Origin of the sequence: Actinoplanes subtropicus, from assembly GCF_000721705.1 — a bacterium.
GTDB lineage: Bacteria > Actinomycetota > Actinomycetes > Mycobacteriales > Micromonosporaceae > Actinoplanes > Actinoplanes subtropicus.
The window spans coordinates 410,496-426,916 of sequence record NZ_JOJL01000002.1; the positions used below are offsets into that span (position 1 = coordinate 410,496).

Annotated in this window: 14 protein-coding genes and 1 pseudogene; 5 read left to right on the forward strand and 10 right to left on the reverse strand. The window is 71.8% G+C overall.

Annotated features, from left to right (window positions below; genetic code table 11):
• Positions 1 to 2 precede the first annotated feature (2 nt).
• From IH26_RS0103820 to IH26_RS64420, 10 genes and pseudogenes are all read right to left on the reverse strand, one after another.
• Positions 3 to 671, reverse strand: a complete 669-nt coding sequence (locus IH26_RS0103820) for a CIS tube protein (RefSeq protein WP_030434689.1) — start codon at positions 669 to 671, stop codon at positions 3 to 5.
• Positions 668 to 853: a putative phage tail protein gene (locus tag IH26_RS0103825; protein ID WP_030434690.1), complete on the reverse strand. Its 186-nt coding sequence runs from the start codon at positions 851 to 853 to the stop codon at positions 668 to 670. The genes IH26_RS0103820 and IH26_RS0103825 overlap by 4 nt, the downstream gene beginning before the upstream one ends.
• A 14-nt stretch (positions 854 to 867) precedes the next feature.
• Complete coding sequence (locus IH26_RS0103830) at positions 868 to 1,374, reverse strand: phage tail protein (RefSeq protein ID WP_030434691.1); 507 nt, start codon at positions 1,372 to 1,374, stop codon at positions 868 to 870.
• The gene (locus IH26_RS0103835) at positions 1,371 to 2,888 is read right to left on the reverse strand and encodes a phage tail sheath subtilisin-like domain-containing protein (protein ID WP_030434692.1); all 1,518 of its coding nucleotides are present in this window, start codon (positions 2,886 to 2,888) and stop codon (positions 1,371 to 1,373) included. Before IH26_RS0103835 ends, IH26_RS0103830 begins: the two co-directional genes overlap by 4 nt.
• A complete protein-coding gene (locus IH26_RS0103840; protein ID WP_030434693.1) occupies positions 2,885 to 3,337 on the reverse strand; it encodes a phage tail protein in 453 nt (150 codons plus the stop codon). Before IH26_RS0103840 ends, IH26_RS0103835 begins: the two co-directional genes overlap by 4 nt.
• A gap of 13 nt (positions 3,338 to 3,350) precedes the next feature.
• Positions 3,351 to 5,609, reverse strand: coding sequence for a phage tail sheath family protein (locus tag IH26_RS0103845; RefSeq protein WP_030434694.1), 2,259 nt, complete (start codon positions 5,607 to 5,609; stop codon positions 3,351 to 3,353).
• A gap of 11 nt (positions 5,610 to 5,620) precedes the next feature.
• Positions 5,621 to 6,340, reverse strand: coding sequence for a carboxypeptidase-like regulatory domain-containing protein (locus IH26_RS0103850; RefSeq protein WP_051807429.1), 720 nt, complete (start codon positions 6,338 to 6,340; stop codon positions 5,621 to 5,623).
• Positions 6,337 to 6,918, reverse strand: a complete 582-nt coding sequence (locus IH26_RS0103855) for a Pvc16 family protein (protein ID WP_030434696.1) — start codon at positions 6,916 to 6,918, stop codon at positions 6,337 to 6,339. Before IH26_RS0103855 ends, IH26_RS0103850 begins: the two co-directional genes overlap by 4 nt.
• A 97-nt stretch (positions 6,919 to 7,015) precedes the next feature.
• A complete protein-coding gene (locus IH26_RS0103860; protein WP_030434697.1) occupies positions 7,016 to 9,586 on the reverse strand; it encodes a helix-turn-helix domain-containing protein in 2,571 nt (856 codons plus the stop codon).
• Positions 9,587 to 9,615: 29 nt separating this feature from the next.
• A pseudogene (locus IH26_RS64420) lies at positions 9,616 to 9,759 on the reverse strand (hypothetical protein); the annotation flags it as partial.
• A 246-nt stretch (positions 9,760 to 10,005) separates the two neighbouring features.
• On the opposite strand from IH26_RS64420, the gene IH26_RS0103865 reads away from it, so the two are divergent.
• The 5 genes from IH26_RS0103865 (at position 10,006) to IH26_RS0103885 (ending at position 16,315) form a co-directional block, all read left to right on the forward strand.
• Positions 10,006 to 10,794, forward strand: coding sequence for a transglutaminase-like domain-containing protein (locus IH26_RS0103865; protein WP_211268565.1), 789 nt, complete (start codon positions 10,006 to 10,008; stop codon positions 10,792 to 10,794).
• 166 nt (positions 10,795 to 10,960) lie between these two features.
• A complete protein-coding gene (locus IH26_RS0103870) occupies positions 10,961 to 13,114 on the forward strand; it encodes a molybdopterin oxidoreductase family protein (protein WP_034213445.1) in 2,154 nt (717 codons plus the stop codon).
• The gene (locus tag IH26_RS59465) at positions 13,107 to 13,463 is read left to right on the forward strand and encodes a molybdopterin oxidoreductase (protein ID WP_157437025.1); all 357 of its coding nucleotides are present in this window, start codon (positions 13,107 to 13,109) and stop codon (positions 13,461 to 13,463) included. The genes IH26_RS0103870 and IH26_RS59465 overlap by 8 nt, the downstream gene beginning before the upstream one ends.
• Positions 13,464 to 15,998, forward strand: a complete 2,535-nt coding sequence (nirB, locus tag IH26_RS0103880) for a nitrite reductase large subunit NirB (protein WP_084598596.1) — start codon at positions 13,464 to 13,466, stop codon at positions 15,996 to 15,998.
• Positions 15,995 to 16,315, forward strand: coding sequence for a Rieske (2Fe-2S) protein (locus IH26_RS0103885; RefSeq protein WP_030434702.1), 321 nt, complete (start codon positions 15,995 to 15,997; stop codon positions 16,313 to 16,315). Before nirB ends, IH26_RS0103885 begins: the two co-directional genes overlap by 4 nt.
• Positions 16,316 to 16,421: the final 106 nt, after the last annotated feature.

Below are 16,421 nucleotides of genomic sequence, written 5' to 3' on the forward strand. Positions count from 1 at the left end.
CCTCACCTCAGCCTCGGGACGATCAGCAGACGGCCCGGCGCCACGTCGCGCGGGTCGGTGATGCCGTTGGCGCGGGCCAGCACCCGCCATGCGCCCGGATCGCGGTAGAGGGCGGCCGCGATGCTGCTCAGCGTGTCGCCGCGCCGGACCAGATAGCTTTTCTCCACCGTCGGCGAGGACCGCGGAGGGTCGTTCACCTGGTCCTTGACCTGGCGGTACTCGCGGATCGTGAGGTCGAGCTTGGCCCGTAGCGGCACCCCGTCGGGTTTGAAGAGCTGGTAGGTGACATCGAGCTTCTCGAGCACGCCGGGGAAGACGGTTGGGCCCCAGACGAAGCGGACGATCGGCGGCGCGTGCTCCTTCTCGTCGGGCCGCATCAGGTCGCGCAGCCGCTGCACGAAACGCACGCGCACGTCCTCGACCGTGTCCGACGTGTCGACCAGCGCTTCGAGGCTGAGTGACTCGCTGCCGCCGCGGACATACTGGATCGGCGGCGTCTCCAGGCCCGGGATGCCGATCTCGGCGAACGTGTTGCTCTTGCTGATCTTGAAGTCGGCCGGGTTGAAGCGCAGCGGGACGACGTTCTTGATGTTGTCGGCCTGCCGCGGGCGCACGATCTCCAGCCGGGCCCGGGCGAGCCCCTGACCGGCCGCGGCGACGGGGGCGGTCATCGGGTCGGCTCCTGGTCCCCGATGGCCCGGTCGTCGCGGGCCCGGGCGCGCCGGTCGCACTCCCGGGCATAGGCCCGCGACCAGGCGTTGATGTGACGCTCGAAGAGCCGGGCGAAGACCTTGTCGTCGTCGCCCTCGACCTCGAAGTGGACCTCGAGCAGGTGGATCGTCACCGAAGCCATGTGTTTCCTCCCCTTCACGCCCGGAGCACCGCATCGGCACCGACCTGGGTCAGCCCCTCGTGGGCGATCTCCAGCGCCTCGACCGCCACCGCGTTCTGCTCGGCGTTGAGGTCGGGACCGGTCCACCTGGCGGCGAGGCCGCCGCGGAACGCCCAGGCCGCCGCGGGCTTGCCGGCGGGGTCGAAGAGCACGATCGCGCCGTCGCGGCGGGCGCCGAGCGAGTCGGCCATCCCGGCGACGTACCAGGACCAGAGCACCGAGCCGCGGACCACGCCGGCCTTGAGCGTCAGGCGGTTCCAGCTGTAGCGGACCGGCAGTTGGTGGACGGTGTCGTTCTGGCCGCCCTCGGCGTACGCGGTCACGTCGAGCTGTCCGCCCAGCCCGGTGACCTCCTGGAACGCGCCGGCCGCGAGCATCGGCAGCAGCACCGCCTGGGCCGGTGGCAGATAGGCGTCGCCGGGATCCAGCGTCACCACGAAGCGGTGCTTGGTCAGCGGCTCGGGCCGCGCCGGGGCGGTCATTGCTCGACCACCTCCAGCGCGCGGTCCTGACCGAGGACGAGCCGTAGCGTGATGAACTCCATCGGGTCGGCCGGCGTCACGTCGATGTCGCAGACCACCGTGGCCGGGTCGGAGCCGGGTGGGTTGTTGCGCTCGTCGCAGGTGACCGAGAAAGCCTCCTCGGGCCGCTCGCCGGCCAGCGCCCCGGAGCGGAACGCGGCCAACAGCACCGAGGTGATCCCGCGGACCAGCGTGAACCGCAGCTCCGGCCCGTTGACCTCGAAGACGAGCGGGTCGGCGACCCGGCGGATCGCGCGTACCAGCAGGTGGACCAGCCTGCGGTGGGCGACGAACCGGTTGTCCAGCGTGCGGCCGCCCCATACCAGCGGGCCGCGGCCGGGCAGCGCGCGCAGCAGGTTGACCCCGGCCGCGAACATGCGCGCCTGCTGCTCGACCGGGTAGTCGACGGCCAGATCCGCCACCTCCAGGAGGGCCGCGTTGGCCGGCGTCTGGTGCGGTCCGCGTTCGGTGTCGAGCCGTGCGATCAGCCCGAGCACATGGCCGCAGGCCGGCACGGTGGCGAGCGGACGCGGCGGGTCGGGCACGCGGACCGCCGGGTGGTAGAGCGCCGCCGCCCGCAGGAGCTCGCCGTCGGCCGCGATCTCCTCGATCGAAGCCAGCACCGCGTCGGCCGCGGGATCCTCGGTGAGCGTGTCGAGCACCACGAGCCGGTCACGCATCGGCGCGATGACGGTCAGCAGGTCGCGGACCAGACCGGCCCGATCGGCCGGGTCCGGAAGGTCGGCGCCCAGTTCGGGGAGCGCGAGCAGGGCCGGCTCGGGCTCGTCGGCCTGGATCTGGAAGGCGGCCCGATAGTCGGCCGGGCCGGGCACCGGGTCGGCGCCACGGGTCTCGCCGGTCGCGCCCAGCACAACCGTCCAGAACGCCGTGAGCGGCCCCTCCTCGCTGGCCGGCAGTTCCTCCCCGAGCGGGGTCACCCGGATCAGCCGGGAGGACGCGAGACGATCGGTCAGGGCGCCGGGCCGCACCTCGGCGAAGGTCTCCACCGGCTCGCCGGGCGCGGCGACCCGCACGGTCAGCGAGGGCGGCCCGGCCACGCTGCTGGCCCGGAACCGGATGGTCACCCTCGTCTGGTTCGCCCACTCGCCGGGACTGGTCGCCTCGATCACGTACGCGGCATGGCGGAACCCGCCGCGTCCACGCACCTCGCCGACCGTCCAGACGGCACGGGCCGTCGCCGCGCCGGCGCCGGCGATCCGGATCAGCCAGGCCGTCCGGCCGCCGTTGGCGAAGAAGCCACTGACCGCGTACGGCGTGCGGCGCCGCCCGTCGATCGGGCCGAACGCCTGCTGCGCCTCGGTCCAGCTGGTCACCCGGGCGGCGACCCCCACCAGCCCGCGGGGGAATCCGCCGAGGAACGCGGCCACGTCCGTGCGCAGCGGATCGGGCCCGGCGGCCGGCGGGTCGGCCACGACCCGCAGGCCGGGTAGCTGGGCGGCGACGGTGACGGTCATGCGATCGCGAGGCTCTCGACCGCCAGGACCAGGGTCTCCATGGCGATCTCGTTCTTGCCGGCGCCGAGCGACGGGCCGGTGTACTTGGTCGGCCAGGCCCGGTCGAAGTTCCAGCGCATGACCTCCTGGCGGTTCTCGTCGAGCAGGATCACCGACCCGGCGGTGCGCCGCACCTTGCCGTTGAGCGCCTCGACGATCCAGTTCCAGAACGCCACGTCGCCGGTGATGCCGCGCTTGAAGCTGAGGTTGGTGAACTTCTTGAGGCCGGGGACCTTGCGGACGGTGATGTCCTCGGCGCCGGTGCGGTACTCGATCGGGCTGATCTCGATCTCCAGGCCGGTGACCTCGTTGAAGGCACCGCCCACGGCCACCCCGTCATCGCTGACGTTGGTGACGATGACCTGGAAGTTGTAGGCGCCGTACGGATCGGCGCGGAAAACGGGCGGCATCGGCCGGCTCCCCTCAGACGGTCTGCGTGCTGGTCCTTTGCTGGATCCGGAAGATGACGAACTCGGCCGGGAAGACCGGCGCTACGCCGATGACGCAGATGAGACGTCCGTTGTCGAGGTCGTCCTGGGTCATCGTGGTGCGGTCGCAGGCGACGAAGAACGCCTCGTCCGGAGTGGTGCCGGCCAGCGCCCCGGTGCGCCAGACGCTCGCCAGGAAGTTCTCCACGGTCTGCTTGACCAGCGCCCACAGCGGCTCGGCGTTCGGCTCGAACACCACCCACTGGGTGCCCTCGTCGATCGACTCCTCGAGGAAGAGAAAGAGCCGGCGGACGTTGATGTACTTCCACGCGGTGTCCGAGGAGAGCGTGCGGGCGCCCCACACCCGGTTGCCCATGCCGGGGAACGAACGCAGCGCGTTGATTCCCTTGGGGTTCAGCAGGTCCTGGTGGCGGCGGGTGATGTCCTGGGCCAGGCCGTCGCGCAGGTCGATCCCGCGGATGACCACGTTGGCCGGGGCCTTGTGCACGCCGCGGGCCACATCGTTGGCGGCGTAGATGCCGGCCAGGTGACCGGCCGGGGGCAGATGGGTGAGGACCCCGGTCACCGGGTGCGCGGCGGCCACCCATGGGTAGTAGAGCGCCGCGTACTTGGTGTCGTACGCCGCCCGGAAGTCGAGGATCTCGTCGACGCCGAGACCGTCCGGCGGGTCGAGGATCGCGAACCGGTCCTTGAGCTGCTCGCAATGGTTGATCAGGGCGGCCTGCACGGTGCCCGACCACACGCCCGGCACGGCGCAGATGGCCACCTCGTCGATGTCCTCCAGGGCCACGATGCCGGTGCGCAGGCCGCTGCCGCCGTCCACCCCGACGAACTGGGCCACGGCCAGCCCGTCGTAGCCGTCGTCGCCGCCGGCCAGCGGCATCCAGCCCGTGTCCCACCCCGGGAAGACGCTGGTGCCCTCGCCGATCAGCTCGCCCGCGGACGATGCCGTGACCTTCTGGGAGCGGACGCCGAGCGCGCGGACCACGCCTAGCGGGTCGTCCTTGCCCCAGTGCAGCCCGGTGAAGGTCTCGTCGGCGATGTCGCCGAAGTCGTCGGTGAAGCGCACGGTCACCTGGGCCTCCACCAGGTAGGCCCGCTGGCCCTCGAAGAAGTCGCCGGTCACGTCGTCGCCGAAGGTGACCAGGTCGCCCGCGGGGGCGCCGGTGACCCGGTGCAGGCTGAGCGCCTCGCCGGTGTCGAACTGCACCAGCGCGCCGTCGTAGAGCCGGTTCGCGCCGCCGACCCGCACCGTGCGGGTCGCGCCGGAGGTCACCCGTCGCACCCGCTGCACGGCCGTGCCGGCCTTCCAGGCGACGTTGGCGCCCCGGTCGAGGGTGAGCGTGACCGGGTCGGCCGTGGCGTCGGCGACCGTGGCGCCGTAGCGGCCCGTCCCGATCCGTACGAAGATGTCGGCCGGCAGTTCGGTGTCCAGGCCGGTGGCCGGGGCCACGGTGACCTCCCGCGCACCCTGGGCCACGTCGGCCGCCAGCGTGGTGACGAAGAGATTGCCCTCGCCCGCGCCCGGCAGCAGCGGCAGCTGCGCGCCGACCGCCGGGCGCAGCCGGATCTGCAGGTTGTTGCCCCAGTCGCCGCGGCTGCTGGCGGTGAACTCGACGGTCGGATCGCCTACCTCGCCGGCCCGCACGAAGTCGCCGCGCGCGGCCCGCACCCCGGCCGTCAGCGGGGTCTCGAGGGTGATCGTGGTCTGCGCGCCGATCGAGTAACCGTTGATGCGGTTGGGCATGATGAGCGCGCCGGTCTGCCCGTCGTGGATGGTGACGGCCTCGTTGCCGGCGAAGCCGAGAAGTCCGCTCACCACGAGGGTGTCCTCGTTGGGGGCCGCGTCGCGGGCCACGTCGGCGGTGAGACCGCTCTTCAGCGTGCCGGTCGCCGCCGCCGCGGTGCCGCTGAGCACCCGCTTGACGAAGAGCCGCTGGCCACCGTTGTCGAAGAAGCCCTTCACGGCCATCGGAAATGTCCACCACTGGCCGCCCTCGCGGTTGGTCGTGGCCGACCAGGTGGCGGTGAGCGTGGGGCCGGGGTCGGGCAGGAAGCCACCGAACGTCCGCTGGAACTCCAGGAACGTGGTGACCAGACGCGGCTTGCCGTTCTCCGGGCCGCGCCGGGTGACGCCGACCATGCCGGCCGTGCTGGTGCTGACGCCCGCGATCGGGCGCGGACCGGAGTCGATCTCCTCGATGAAGACGCCGGGGCTCAGATACTCGGGCATTCCGCTTGCTCCTATTCGCCGATCTCGATGACGCAGGGAAGGGGTTCCGTGCCGCCGGGGCGATCGGCGTCGCGGTCGAGGCGGATGTCCACCGATCCGGAGCGGCCCGGCGCGTCGTACGCCGTGACGGTGAACTCCTCGAACCGCGGCCGTAGCTCGTCGGGGTCGTCCACCGCCCCCCGCCAGCGCAACGCCAGCCGGAACGTGCCGTCGTGGCCGCTCAGCGTGCGCTCGCGCCACTCGCCGGGCGCCTCCGCCTGCACGAGCGCGCCGGGCACGCCCGCCCCCGAGGGCGTTCGCACGGAGCCCCGGACGACCCGGGTGCCCGGCGGATACGGGCAGGTCACCGCCGGGAGCAGGCGCAGCATCTCCGGCTTGGGCAGGGCGACGGCCGGGGGCGGGTGCTCGTCGTCGTACGGCTCGACCTCGAACTCGCGGCCGTCCACGGTGGCGTCGAAGAACTCCTCGAACCGGTCGCGGTCGGCCGGATAGAGGGCGCGCAGGCCGGCGGCCTCGACCCGGACGCGGAAGAGGGTGGTGTCGCGGAGCCGCCGCCCGAGACCGGGATAGGTGAGCGCCCGGCCCGGCGTGAGCAGCGGCCGTGCGTCGTCGGCCAGCCACGCGTCACCGGTCCACCGTTCCAGCGACGTGGCCAGCGGACCGGCGTAACGATCGGCGCGGAACTCGTCCCACAGCACGAACCACCCGGCCCCGACGGTCAGCCTGCTCATCGGCCGGCCACCGTCTGGCGCGCGGTGACCGGCCGCGTCCCGGCCTGCGCGACGGCGTCGAGGTTGACCACCCGCACCTCGTAGTTGAGCGACAGGCGGTAGGGCTTCTGGAGGGCGAACCAGACGTACGACTTCTGGTCGAGCGTGAGCGGCGTGAGCGTGAGGTGCAGCGCGTCGGTGGTGCCGGCCAGGCTGCCGCCCAGCCGCCCGCCGTCGATGATCGCGTCGTTGTAGAGCGCCTCCATCGCCCGCCCGAGCATCTTGTGCTGGGTGACCTGGTCTCCGCCCCACGCCGTGATCAGGTAGCGCAGGATCAGCGCCATCGGCGGCTTGCGGAAACCGGATCGCGCATCGCCGCCGGCCGGCTCGATGCGCACCGGCGGCCGATTGCGGACCGACGGGTCCTCCGCGATCTCGTACAGGAACAGCGTCAGCTTCGGCGGGCTCACCGGGATGGTGCCGGAGAGGTCGTCCAGGATGGCCTGCGGGGGCTGGTCGTCGTCGAGATCGCGGATGGCGTCACGCAGGACGGCCACGAGGATCTCGGAGACGTCGCTGATGACGTTGTGGTCGCCCACCGTGAGCCCTCCCCGCGCCGGTCGCCTGCCAGGACGGGATCGAAGCTATGTCCGGGTCGTTGCCGGCCGCGTCGATGAAGACCCGGGTTCCGGTGGATCAGGGCATTTCCCTGGCCCCCTCGGCCAGGCCCAGCATCAGCGCCAGCTCGGTGCGCGTCCGGATACCCAGCTTGCGGAAGATGCCGCGCAGGTGGAACTCGATCGTCTTGTGGCTCAGGAACAGCTTCTCGGCCACTTCGCGGTTGGTCGCGCCGCGCGCCACCAGGGCGGCGACCTGCATCTCCTTCTCGGTCAGCCCCGCCGCGCACCACCGTTGCGGCGCGTCCGCCCGAATCGGCCGGGTGGGTGGCCGGGCCGGGGTGTCCAGCGTGCGCCGGGCGCGCAGGTTCCAGGGGTACGCGGCCAGCCGGTCGAACATGTCACCGGCCCGGGTCAGCGGCCCGGCAGCCTCCCCCGGAAGTCCCCGGGCGGCCAGGGATTCCCCCAGGAGCAACTCGGCCCGGGCCGCCTCGAACGGTTCCCGCACCAGCGTCGCCTCCCGCAGCAGGCTCTCGCCGCTGCTCTCCGCCAGCAGCCCCGCGCACCGGGCCAGGACCCCGGTCAACGGCGGCGAGCCCCCGCGCGGGCTCACCCTGGCCACCAAGCGCCGGGCCTCCTCGAGCCGTCCGGTCCGGACCGCCGCCTCGACATAGTCGCCCAGCCACGGCATCCGGGCCAGGCCGTTGCCGTGCGTGACGGCCTGGCGGGCCGCGTGCTCCAGGCTCGCGTACGCCGCCTCCGCATTCCCGAGACTCAGCTCCATCAACCCCTCGGTGGCGTCGATCGGCACCGCCAGGCTCCCGATCCGGCCGTTCGCCAGGGTTCTCACCAGGGCCAGGGACTCGGCGCAGTCGTCCCGGCGGCCCCGGGCCGCGGCCAGCCGGGCCAGGCAGAGCCGGGCGTCCGCCTCGTAGGTGCGCTGGCCGAAGCGTTCCGCCCGGCACACCGCCTCGGCCGCCCAGGCCTGGGCATCCGCCCAGGCCCCGATCCGCAGATGCAGCTCGGCGCGCAACGCCAGCAGCCCGGCCAGCAGCCCCTCGACATGCCGCCGTTGGGCCTGGAAGACCAGCTCCTCGAGCAGCCGGGCGGCCTCGTCGTACTCGCCCAGACGCAGGAGCAGCATCGGGTACCAGAGCCAGAGGTCGGTGTGCCAGCCCAGCGGAGGCATCCCGGCCGCGAGCACCTGGTCGAGCGGGAATCGGTGCTCGGTCCACAGCTCGCGGGCCGTGTCGAGCCGGTCGAGGTCGGCCAACGCGGCGGCCAGCCGGACGGCGATCAGCTTGTCCGGCACCTCGCCGCACATCCGGGAGGCCAGCGCCACCATGGACAGCGCGTTCTGCGGATCACCGGCCAGCGACTCGGCGTCGGCCGCACCCAGCAACATCACCGCAGCCCGGGACGGGTCGATCGTGCGGAGCCGGATCGACTCCCGGCGCAGCGCCCGGCGGGCCAGCTCGGGCCGGCCGCGGACCCGGTCGGCCCGAGCCAGCAGCGCCTGCGCGTCGGCGTGCGCCCGGAGGTCGCCGCTACGGTGGGCGGCCTTCTCGCTGAGCCGATGCGCACGGTCGGCGTACCCGGCCAAATGCCAGCACTCGGCGGCATCGGTGGCGCGGCGGGCGCGGTCGGCCTCTCCGCCGGTCAGCTCGGCCGCGCGTTCCAGCAGCCGGGCCGAGTCGATCATCGGCAACCCGGTGTGCGGCTGCCGGGCCGCCGTCTCCAGTTCCGCGGCGACCGACTCGTCGATGCCGAGCGTGGCCAGCCCGAGGTGCCGGGCGCGGCAGGCGCCGGTGGTGACCCCGGCCACGGCCTGGTGCACGCGGCGGCGCAGGGCGACGTCGCCGTAGTGGTAGGCCGCGCAGCGCAGCAACGGCCGGGTGAAGGTGACCTCGTTGCCGCGACAGGTGACCAGGCCCGCGACCTCGGCCGCCTCCAGCGTGTCGGGCGCCAGGCCGAGGGCGGCCAGTACGGCCCGGATCGCGAGCAGGCCGGCATCGTCGGCCGCGGCCGCGACCAGCAGCGCCTCGCGCTCGGGCTCGCTGAGGACAGAGGTGAACAGGTCGGCCGCGGCAAGTGCCCGCGGGCCGATCGGCATCGGGTCGGGCAACGGCAAGGAGCCGGTCAGCGCGCCGGGGGACAGCGCCTCGACCGCTTCGACCAGCGCCGCCGGCACTCCGCCGTACGTCGCGAGCAGCGCGTCGACGACCGGCGGGACCGGCGGCACCGGGGCGGCGTCGCACAGCACGGCCGAGACCGCCTCCCGGCCCAGCGGCTCCAGCCGGTGGCCCTGGGCTGCCTCGGCGGTGGCCACGATGACCGCGATGCCGGCGCTGACCGCCCGCCGCGCCACGAAGTGCAGCGCCCGGCGGGACACCTCGTCCATCAGGTGAAGGTCGTCGATGAGCAGCAGGCGGCGCCGCCCCGCCGGACCGGCGGTGAGCAGGCTGAGCGTGGCGGCGCCCACGGTGTAGCAATCGTCGCCGGGCACCGGCCCGGCGGCCAGGCACGCCGCCAGCACAGCGGCCTGATGGGGCGGGATGTCGGGCAACAGGTGGTGCATCGGCGCGAGCAGGGCGTGCAGACCGGCGTACGGGTAGTCGCGTTCGGCCTCGGCTCCGCGCGCGAGTAGCACGTCGGCCGGCCGGCCCGCGCCGCGGCGTAATCAAGAAGGGTGGTCTTGCCGATCCCGGGTTCGCCGCTGAAGAACAGCGATCGGCCGACGCCGGCACGCAGGTCACTGAGCAGCTCATCGATCTTTCGACACTCCGAGCTGCGACCGTGCGGCACCGTCGACCCCGTCAGCATGGCGCGAACCTAGCCCCGCCACTTCGCCGTACCTGTCCTAGATTGGTCATATCCCGGAGCGAATCTAGGACGTCGTCACACGCGGTCGTAGATCGCCCCGAGCCGGCCGGGCGAAGCACCGCATCGGGGATGTACCCGGTGCGGTTCGGGGCGTCGGGCTCGCGTCCTCCTCGACGTCGTTGATGGTCGATGGCTTACCCATCCGAAACGTCGCGCGGCGACAATAGGTCCATGTGGGCACCGGGCGTGGCGGCGACGCTGACATACGACATCACGACTCCGGCGGTCATCGCGCTGCAGATCGCGACGGCGGGACGGCCCGACGACGAGGCACTGGCCGCGACGGTCGACGGTGCCCCGGTCGCCATCACCGAGGTGGCGGGCTCCGGTGGGCCACTGGGCGGGCGCACGCACTTGGTGACTTGCGGGCGCGGAAAGTTGGTTGTCACGTACGCCGGAAACGGGCCGATCCCGGCGGCGCGGGCAACCGCCCCGACGGCTCTCGATCGGATCGTGGCGTTGCGTCCCAGCCGGTACTGCCCGTCGGACCGGCTCGCCGGCTACGCCGCCCGCTACCGTCGCGGCGACGAACGTGCGACTGTGCAGGCGATCGTCGCCGATGTCCATGATTCGCTGGTGTACGACGGGACGGCGACCGGCCCGACGACCGATGCGATCGACACGTTGCTGACCGGGCGTGGGGTGTGCCGCGACTATGCCCACCTCACCGTGGCCCTGTGCCGTGCCGTCGACGTCCCGGCACGCGTCGCCGCCGTGTACGCGCCCGGCCTCGATCCGATGGACTTTCATCTGGTAGCGGAGACCGCACTGGCCGACGAGTGGGTCGTGTGGGATGCCACCCGCCTGGCACCGCGACAGTCCTTGATCCGCGTGGCGACCGGCCGCGACGCGGCGGACGTGGCTTTCGGCACAGTGCTGTCGGGAACGGTACAACTGGTCGACATGACCGTCATGGCGGTTGCCGACGGCGACCTCCCGACCGATGATCACGAGAGACCCGTCCGGCTGCCATGATCACGCGGTGCCCTTGGTGCGGGTTGTTCCGGGTGTCCAGCCAGAGCTGGTAGTTACCCCTGGTCATGCCCTCTTCGGCTGCTTCCGGCGACCGGGTGAGGTCCTGGCCATGCCCGTGTAACAAGGCCGGTACGACCGGGTAACGGCGGCTGCCGATGATCGGCGTGTGGAACTGCCGGTCGCGACGCATTGTCCGTATTGCTCCCTGCAGTGCGGGGTCACGATGCGGGCCGCCGCGCCCCGGCCGCCGATCATCGAGCCGGCCGACTTTCCCACCAACCGGGGCGGCCTGTGCGCGAAGGGTTGGAGTGCGCCCGAGTTGCTCGACCACCCGGACCGGTTGACGAGCCCGCTGGTCCGCCTCGATCCGGCCGACCGGTCGAGCCCGCTGCGGCCGGCCGGCTGGGCGGAGGCACTCGATCGGATCGTCACGGCGATCCGCGCCAGCCAGGCGGCGTACGGCCTGCCGAGCGTCGGCTGTTTCGGCGGTGGCGGGTTGACCAACGAGAAGGCGTACCAGCTCGGCAAGTTCGCCCGGGTCGCGCTGAGAACGCCGCACATCGACTACAACGGCCGGTTCTGCATGTCCTCGGCGGCGACCGCCGGGAACCGGGCGTTCGGCATCGACCGCGGGTTGCCCTTTCCGTTGTCGGATATCGCTCAGGCGCGGGCCATCCTGCTGGTGGGCAGCAACCCGGCCGACACGATGCCACCCGCGATGCAGCATTTCGACGCCGGCCGGGCGGCCGGTGCGGCGCACATCGTGGTCGATCCGCGATACTCGGCCACGGCTCGCGGCAGCACGCTGCACCTGCAGCCCACGCCCGGCACCGATCTCGCCCTGGCGAACGGGTTGCTGCATATCGCGATCCGCGATGGTTACGTCGACGAGCCGTATGTGGCCGGCCGGACGACGGGCTTCGAGGCGGTTCGCGCGGCGGTGGCCGCGTGGTGGCCCGCCCGGGTCGAGCGCGTCACCGGGGTCTCCGAGGCCCAGCTGCGACGGACCGTCCAGCTGCTCGCCACCGCGCCGTCCGCGATGGTCCTGACGGCCCGCGGCGCCGAGCAACACAGCAGTGGCACGGACACCGCCCAGGCGTACATCAATCTCGCCCTCGCGCTCGGCCTGCCGGGCAAACCCCATTCCGGGTACGGGACGATCACCGGGCAGGGCAACGGGCAGGGCGGCCGGGAGCACGGTCAGAAGGCGGACCAACTCCCGGGGTATCGGCGGATCGACGACCCGGCCGCCCGTGCCCACGTCGCCGCGGTATGGGGCATCGACCCGGCGGAGCTGCCGGGACCTGGGGTCTCGGCCGTCGAGATGCTGGATCGGCTGGGCATCCCCGGCGGTGTTCGCGCCATGCTGGTGTTCGCCTCGAACATCGTCGTCTCGGCGCCCGACCGCAACCGTGTGCGGGAACGGCTGCTGGCGCTGGACTTCCTGGCCGTCTCCGACATCTTCCTCTCCGAGACCGCCGCGCTCGCCGACGTCGTGCTGCCGACCGCGCAGTGGGCCGAGGAAGAGGGCACGATGACGAACCTGGAAGGACGGGTGCTGCGCCGCAAGCGGGTACTGCCGCCCCCGCCCGGGGTCCTCGACGACCTGACGGTCCTCGCGACGCTCGCCGACCGGCTCGGGTTCGGGAAGTACTTCTCGCCCGATCCCGAGACGGTCTTCGACGAGTTGCGGCGGGCCAGCGCGGGCGGGATCGCCGACTACGCCGGCATCTCGTACGAACGGATCGAGGCGGAGGACGGGGTCTTCTGGCCCTGTCCCGCCGCCGGCCATCCGGGCACGCCGCGACTGTTCACCGAGCGCTTTCCGACCCCCGACGGGCGGGCCAGGTTCCTCCGGGTCGACCACCGCGACCCGGCGGAGGTGCCGGACCGGGAATACCCGTACGTCCTGACCACCGGCCGCATCATGCAGCAATACCAGAGCGGGAACCAGACCCGGCGCGCGAAGTCGTTGAAGGTGACCGCCGCGGACCCGAAGGTCGAGCTGCATCCGGATCTGGCCCGGCGTCACGGGATCGGCGTGGCCGACCTGGTCGAGCTGCGCACGCGCCGCGGCAGGGCGGTGTTCCGCGCCTGCCTCACCGACACGATCCGGCCGGACACCGTCTTCGCCCCGTTCCACTGGGGCGGCCTGGCCAGCGCGAACGCGCTCACCGACCCGACGCTCGACCGGCACTCGAAGATGCCCGCCTTCAAGGTGTGCGCGGTCGCGGTCAGCCGGGCCGGCGGCCCGGACGACGTCGCCCCGGCGACACCACCGCCCGTGCATGCGGTCACCCCAGATCGAAAGGATGGTTGAGGTGCAGTCCACACCGCGGTTCCTTCAAGGGATCTTCGCCTTCCAGGGCAAGGGCATCGAGTCGCCGTTCCCGCTCGACGCCGCGCTCACCTACACCGTTCCGGCCGGTGTCATCACCCAGCCGGTGTACTTCCGGGGCGGCAACACCACCGACGAGCTGATCTGCGTCGTCCTCATGCGGGACGGCAAACCCATGCGGTACTTCCCGATCGGCGCCAAGAGCGACGTCCACGTGCCGCTGCGGGTGGTCGAGGACCTCGACGGCGGCACGGTGATCGAGTTGCTGGTCGCCGCGCCCGACGGGGTCGCCGGGGCCGTCGTTGTCGATTTCGGGCTCGTGGAGGTCTAGATGGAACGGCTGGTGGTCATCGGCAACGGGATGGCCGGTGCCCGTACCGTCGAGGAGATCCTGGAGCGGGGCGGGCGGGACCGGTTCAGCATCACGATGTTCGGCGAGGAGCCGTACGGCAACTACAACCGGATCCTGCTGTCCAATGTGCTCTCCGGCGCGGAGGACGAGGCCGGCATCTTCCTCAACAGCCTTCCCTGGTACGCCGAGAACGGGATCACGCTACGGGCCGGCGTGCGCATCGACCGGATCGACCGCTTCGCGCGCACGGTCCACGCGGACGACGGGTCGGTCACGCCGTACGACAAGCTGATCATCGCCACCGGCAGCCGGCCGTTCGTCCCACCGATCGATGGAATGCGCAACCCGAAGCGCGGCTATCACCAGGGCGTCTTCACGTTCCGCACGATCGAGGACACCCGCGGGATGATCCGCTACGCCCGCGACCACGAACGCGTCGTGGTCATCGGCGGCGGACTGCTCGGGTTGGAGGCGGCACGCGGACTCCAGCAGTACGGCGTCGCGGTGACCCTCGTCCACGCGGCCGGTCACCTGATGAACAGCCAGCTCGACGCGCAGGGCGGCGCCATCCTGCGCAAGAGCGTGGAACGGCTCGGCATCGCCGTCGAGCTCGATGCGAGGACGAACGCCGTACTGGGTAAGGAGAAGGTCGAGGGCGTCAGGTTCGCCGACGGCCGGACCATACCCTGCGACATGGTGGTGGTCGCCGCCGGCATCCGGCCCAACACCGAGGTGGCCGAGCTCAGCGGCCTGCCGGTGGAACGCGCGATCCTGGTCGACGACCACCTCCGCGTCCTCGACGAGCCGGACATCTACGCCGTCGGGGAATGCGTGCAGCACCGCGGCCAGACGTACGGTCTGGTTGCCCCGCTCTGGGACCAGGCAAAGGTGCTCGCCGACCACATCACGGGGCGGAATCCGACGGCCTCGTACCACGGCTCCCGGACGGCGACCAAGCTGAAGGTCGCCGGCGTCGACGTAGCCGCGATGGGCATCACCGCGCCGGAACGAGAAGACGACGAGTTCGTCGTCTTCGCCGAGCCGCGACGCGGCGTCTACAAGAGCGTCATCATCCGCGACGAGCGCCTGGTCGGCGCGACGCTGCTCGGCGACGTCAGCAAGGTCGGCTTCCTGATGCAGGCATTCGACCGGGGACTGCCGCTGCCGGAGGAGCGAGTGCGGCTGCTCTTCGACCTCGGCGGGCCGGCCACCGAGGTTTCCGCCGCCGAGTTGGACGACGCGGCGCAGGTCTGCAACTGCAACGGGGTCAGCAAGGGCGCCCTCGTCTCCACCGTCCACGGTGGGGTGAAAACGCTCAACGGGGTGATGGACGCCACCCGGGCCGGCAAGGGCTGCGGTTCCTGCCGGTCCCTGGTCGCGCAGATCGTCGAGTGGGCGGCCGGCGGCGAGGTCGAGCAGGACCCCTCCGCCGCTTGGTACGTCCCGGGCATTCCGCTGGACAAGCCGGCTCTCATGACGGCCATCCGGGAGCACGGCCTGAAGAGCGTCTCGGCCGTCTTCGACACGCTCGCCGGCGGCAAGGAGGATGCCAAGAGCAAGATGGGCCTGGTCTCGCTGCTACGCATGATGTGGGGCGACGAGTACGAGGACGAGCGTGGCGCGCGTTTCATCAACGACCGGGTGCACGCGAACATCCAGCGCGACGGCACCTTCTCGGTCGTGCCGCAGATGAAGGGCGGCGTCACCACTCCGGCCCAGTTGCGCCGGATCGCGGACGTCGCCGACAAGTACCGGGTGCCGATGGTGAAGCTCACCGGCGGCCAGCGGATCGATCTGCTCGGCATCCGCAAGGAAGACCTGCCGGCCGTCTGGGCCGACCTCGACATGCCGTCCGGGTACGCCTACGGCAAGAGCATGCGGACCGTGAAGACCTGCGTGGGCAGCGACTTCTGCCGGTTCGGGCTCGGCGACTCGACCGCGCTCGGCATCGCGATCGAGTCGAAGTTCCAGGGCCTGGAGAGCCCCGCGAAGATGAAGCTCGCGGTCACCGGCTGCCCACGCAACTGCGCCGAGGCGTACGTGAAGGATCTCGGAGTCGTCGCGATCGAAGGCGGGCGATGGGAGATCTACGTCGGCGGCGCGGCCGGCGCCCACATCCGCAAGGGCGACCTGTTGGCCACGGTGGACAGTCCCGCGGCGGTGATAACCCTGACCGGCCGGTTTCTCCAGTACTACCGGGAGAACGCCAACTGGCTGGAGCGCACGTACTCGTTCGTGCCCCGGGTCGGGATCGAACGCCTCCGCGCACTGATCGTCGACGACACCGAAGATCTGGGCGAAGGACTCGACTCGCGGATGGAGGCGGCCGTCGGCGCGTACCGCGACCCGTGGAAGGAAGGGCAGGAACCGGTCGTCCCCGGCCAGTTCAGAACCGCCCTTCCGCTGCGGTCCCTGCCGCTCGTACCGGTCCGCGCCGGCAACGGCGCGGTCACCGGTCCGGTGCCGGCGGTCGGCTCCGCCGTCGCGGGCCCGTCGAACGGAGGTGCGCAATGACGACCGCGACCATGGAACATCGGCTCGGCTCGGTGACTGCCCTGCCCGTCGGTGAGGGCCGGGCGTACCCGGTCGGCGACGAGATGGTGGCCGTCTTCCGGCTGCGCAACGGCGAACTGCGAGCGGTGTCGGCGGTCTGCCCGCACGCGGGCGGCCCGATCGCCGACGGGCTCATCGACGCGGAGGTCGTCATGTGCCCGTTGCACCAACATATCTTCGAACTGGCGACCGGTTGCTCGAAGACCGGTCAGCCACCGCTCAAGGTCTACCCGGTCCGGGTGGACAACGACGAACTCGTGGTCGGTCTGCCGGCCTGAACTCAGTTCTTGACGGCCAGCCGCCTGACACCTTGCGGACTTCTATCCTTCCCGTGCGAGCCGTTGTGCCTGGTCCGTTACCGCCCCGTCGCGAGCCACGTACCGC

Excerpts from the sequence above, each read along its gene's own strand:
- IH26_RS0103885 (WP_030434702.1), top strand. The coding sequence starts at position 15,995 with ATGACGACCGCGACCATGGAACATCGGCTCGGCTCGGTGACTGCCCTG.
- IH26_RS59465 (WP_157437025.1), top strand. The coding sequence starts at position 13,107 with ATGGTTGAGGTGCAGTCCACACCGCGGTTCCTTCAAGGGATCTTCGCC.
- IH26_RS0103850 (WP_051807429.1), bottom strand. The coding sequence starts at position 6,340 with ATGAGCAGGCTGACCGTCGGGGCCGGGTGGTTCGTGCTGTGGGACGAG.
- IH26_RS0103830 (WP_030434691.1), bottom strand. The coding sequence starts at position 1,374 with ATGACCGCCCCGGCGCGGCCCGAGCCGCTGACCAAGCACCGCTTCGTG.
- nirB (WP_084598596.1), top strand. The coding sequence starts at position 13,464 with ATGGAACGGCTGGTGGTCATCGGCAACGGGATGGCCGGTGCCCGTACC.
- IH26_RS0103840 (WP_030434693.1), bottom strand. The coding sequence starts at position 3,337 with ATGCCGCCCGTTTTCCGCGCCGATCCGTACGGCGCCTACAACTTCCAG.
- IH26_RS0103845 (WP_030434694.1), bottom strand. The coding sequence starts at position 5,609 with ATGCCCGAGTATCTGAGCCCCGGCGTCTTCATCGAGGAGATCGACTCC.
- IH26_RS0103835 (WP_030434692.1), bottom strand. The coding sequence starts at position 2,888 with ATGACCGTCACCGTCGCCGCCCAGCTACCCGGCCTGCGGGTCGTGGCC.
- IH26_RS0103825 (WP_030434690.1), bottom strand. The coding sequence starts at position 853 with ATGGCTTCGGTGACGATCCACCTGCTCGAGGTCCACTTCGAGGTCGAG.
- IH26_RS0103820 (WP_030434689.1), bottom strand. The coding sequence starts at position 671 with ATGACCGCCCCCGTCGCCGCGGCCGGTCAGGGGCTCGCCCGGGCCCGG.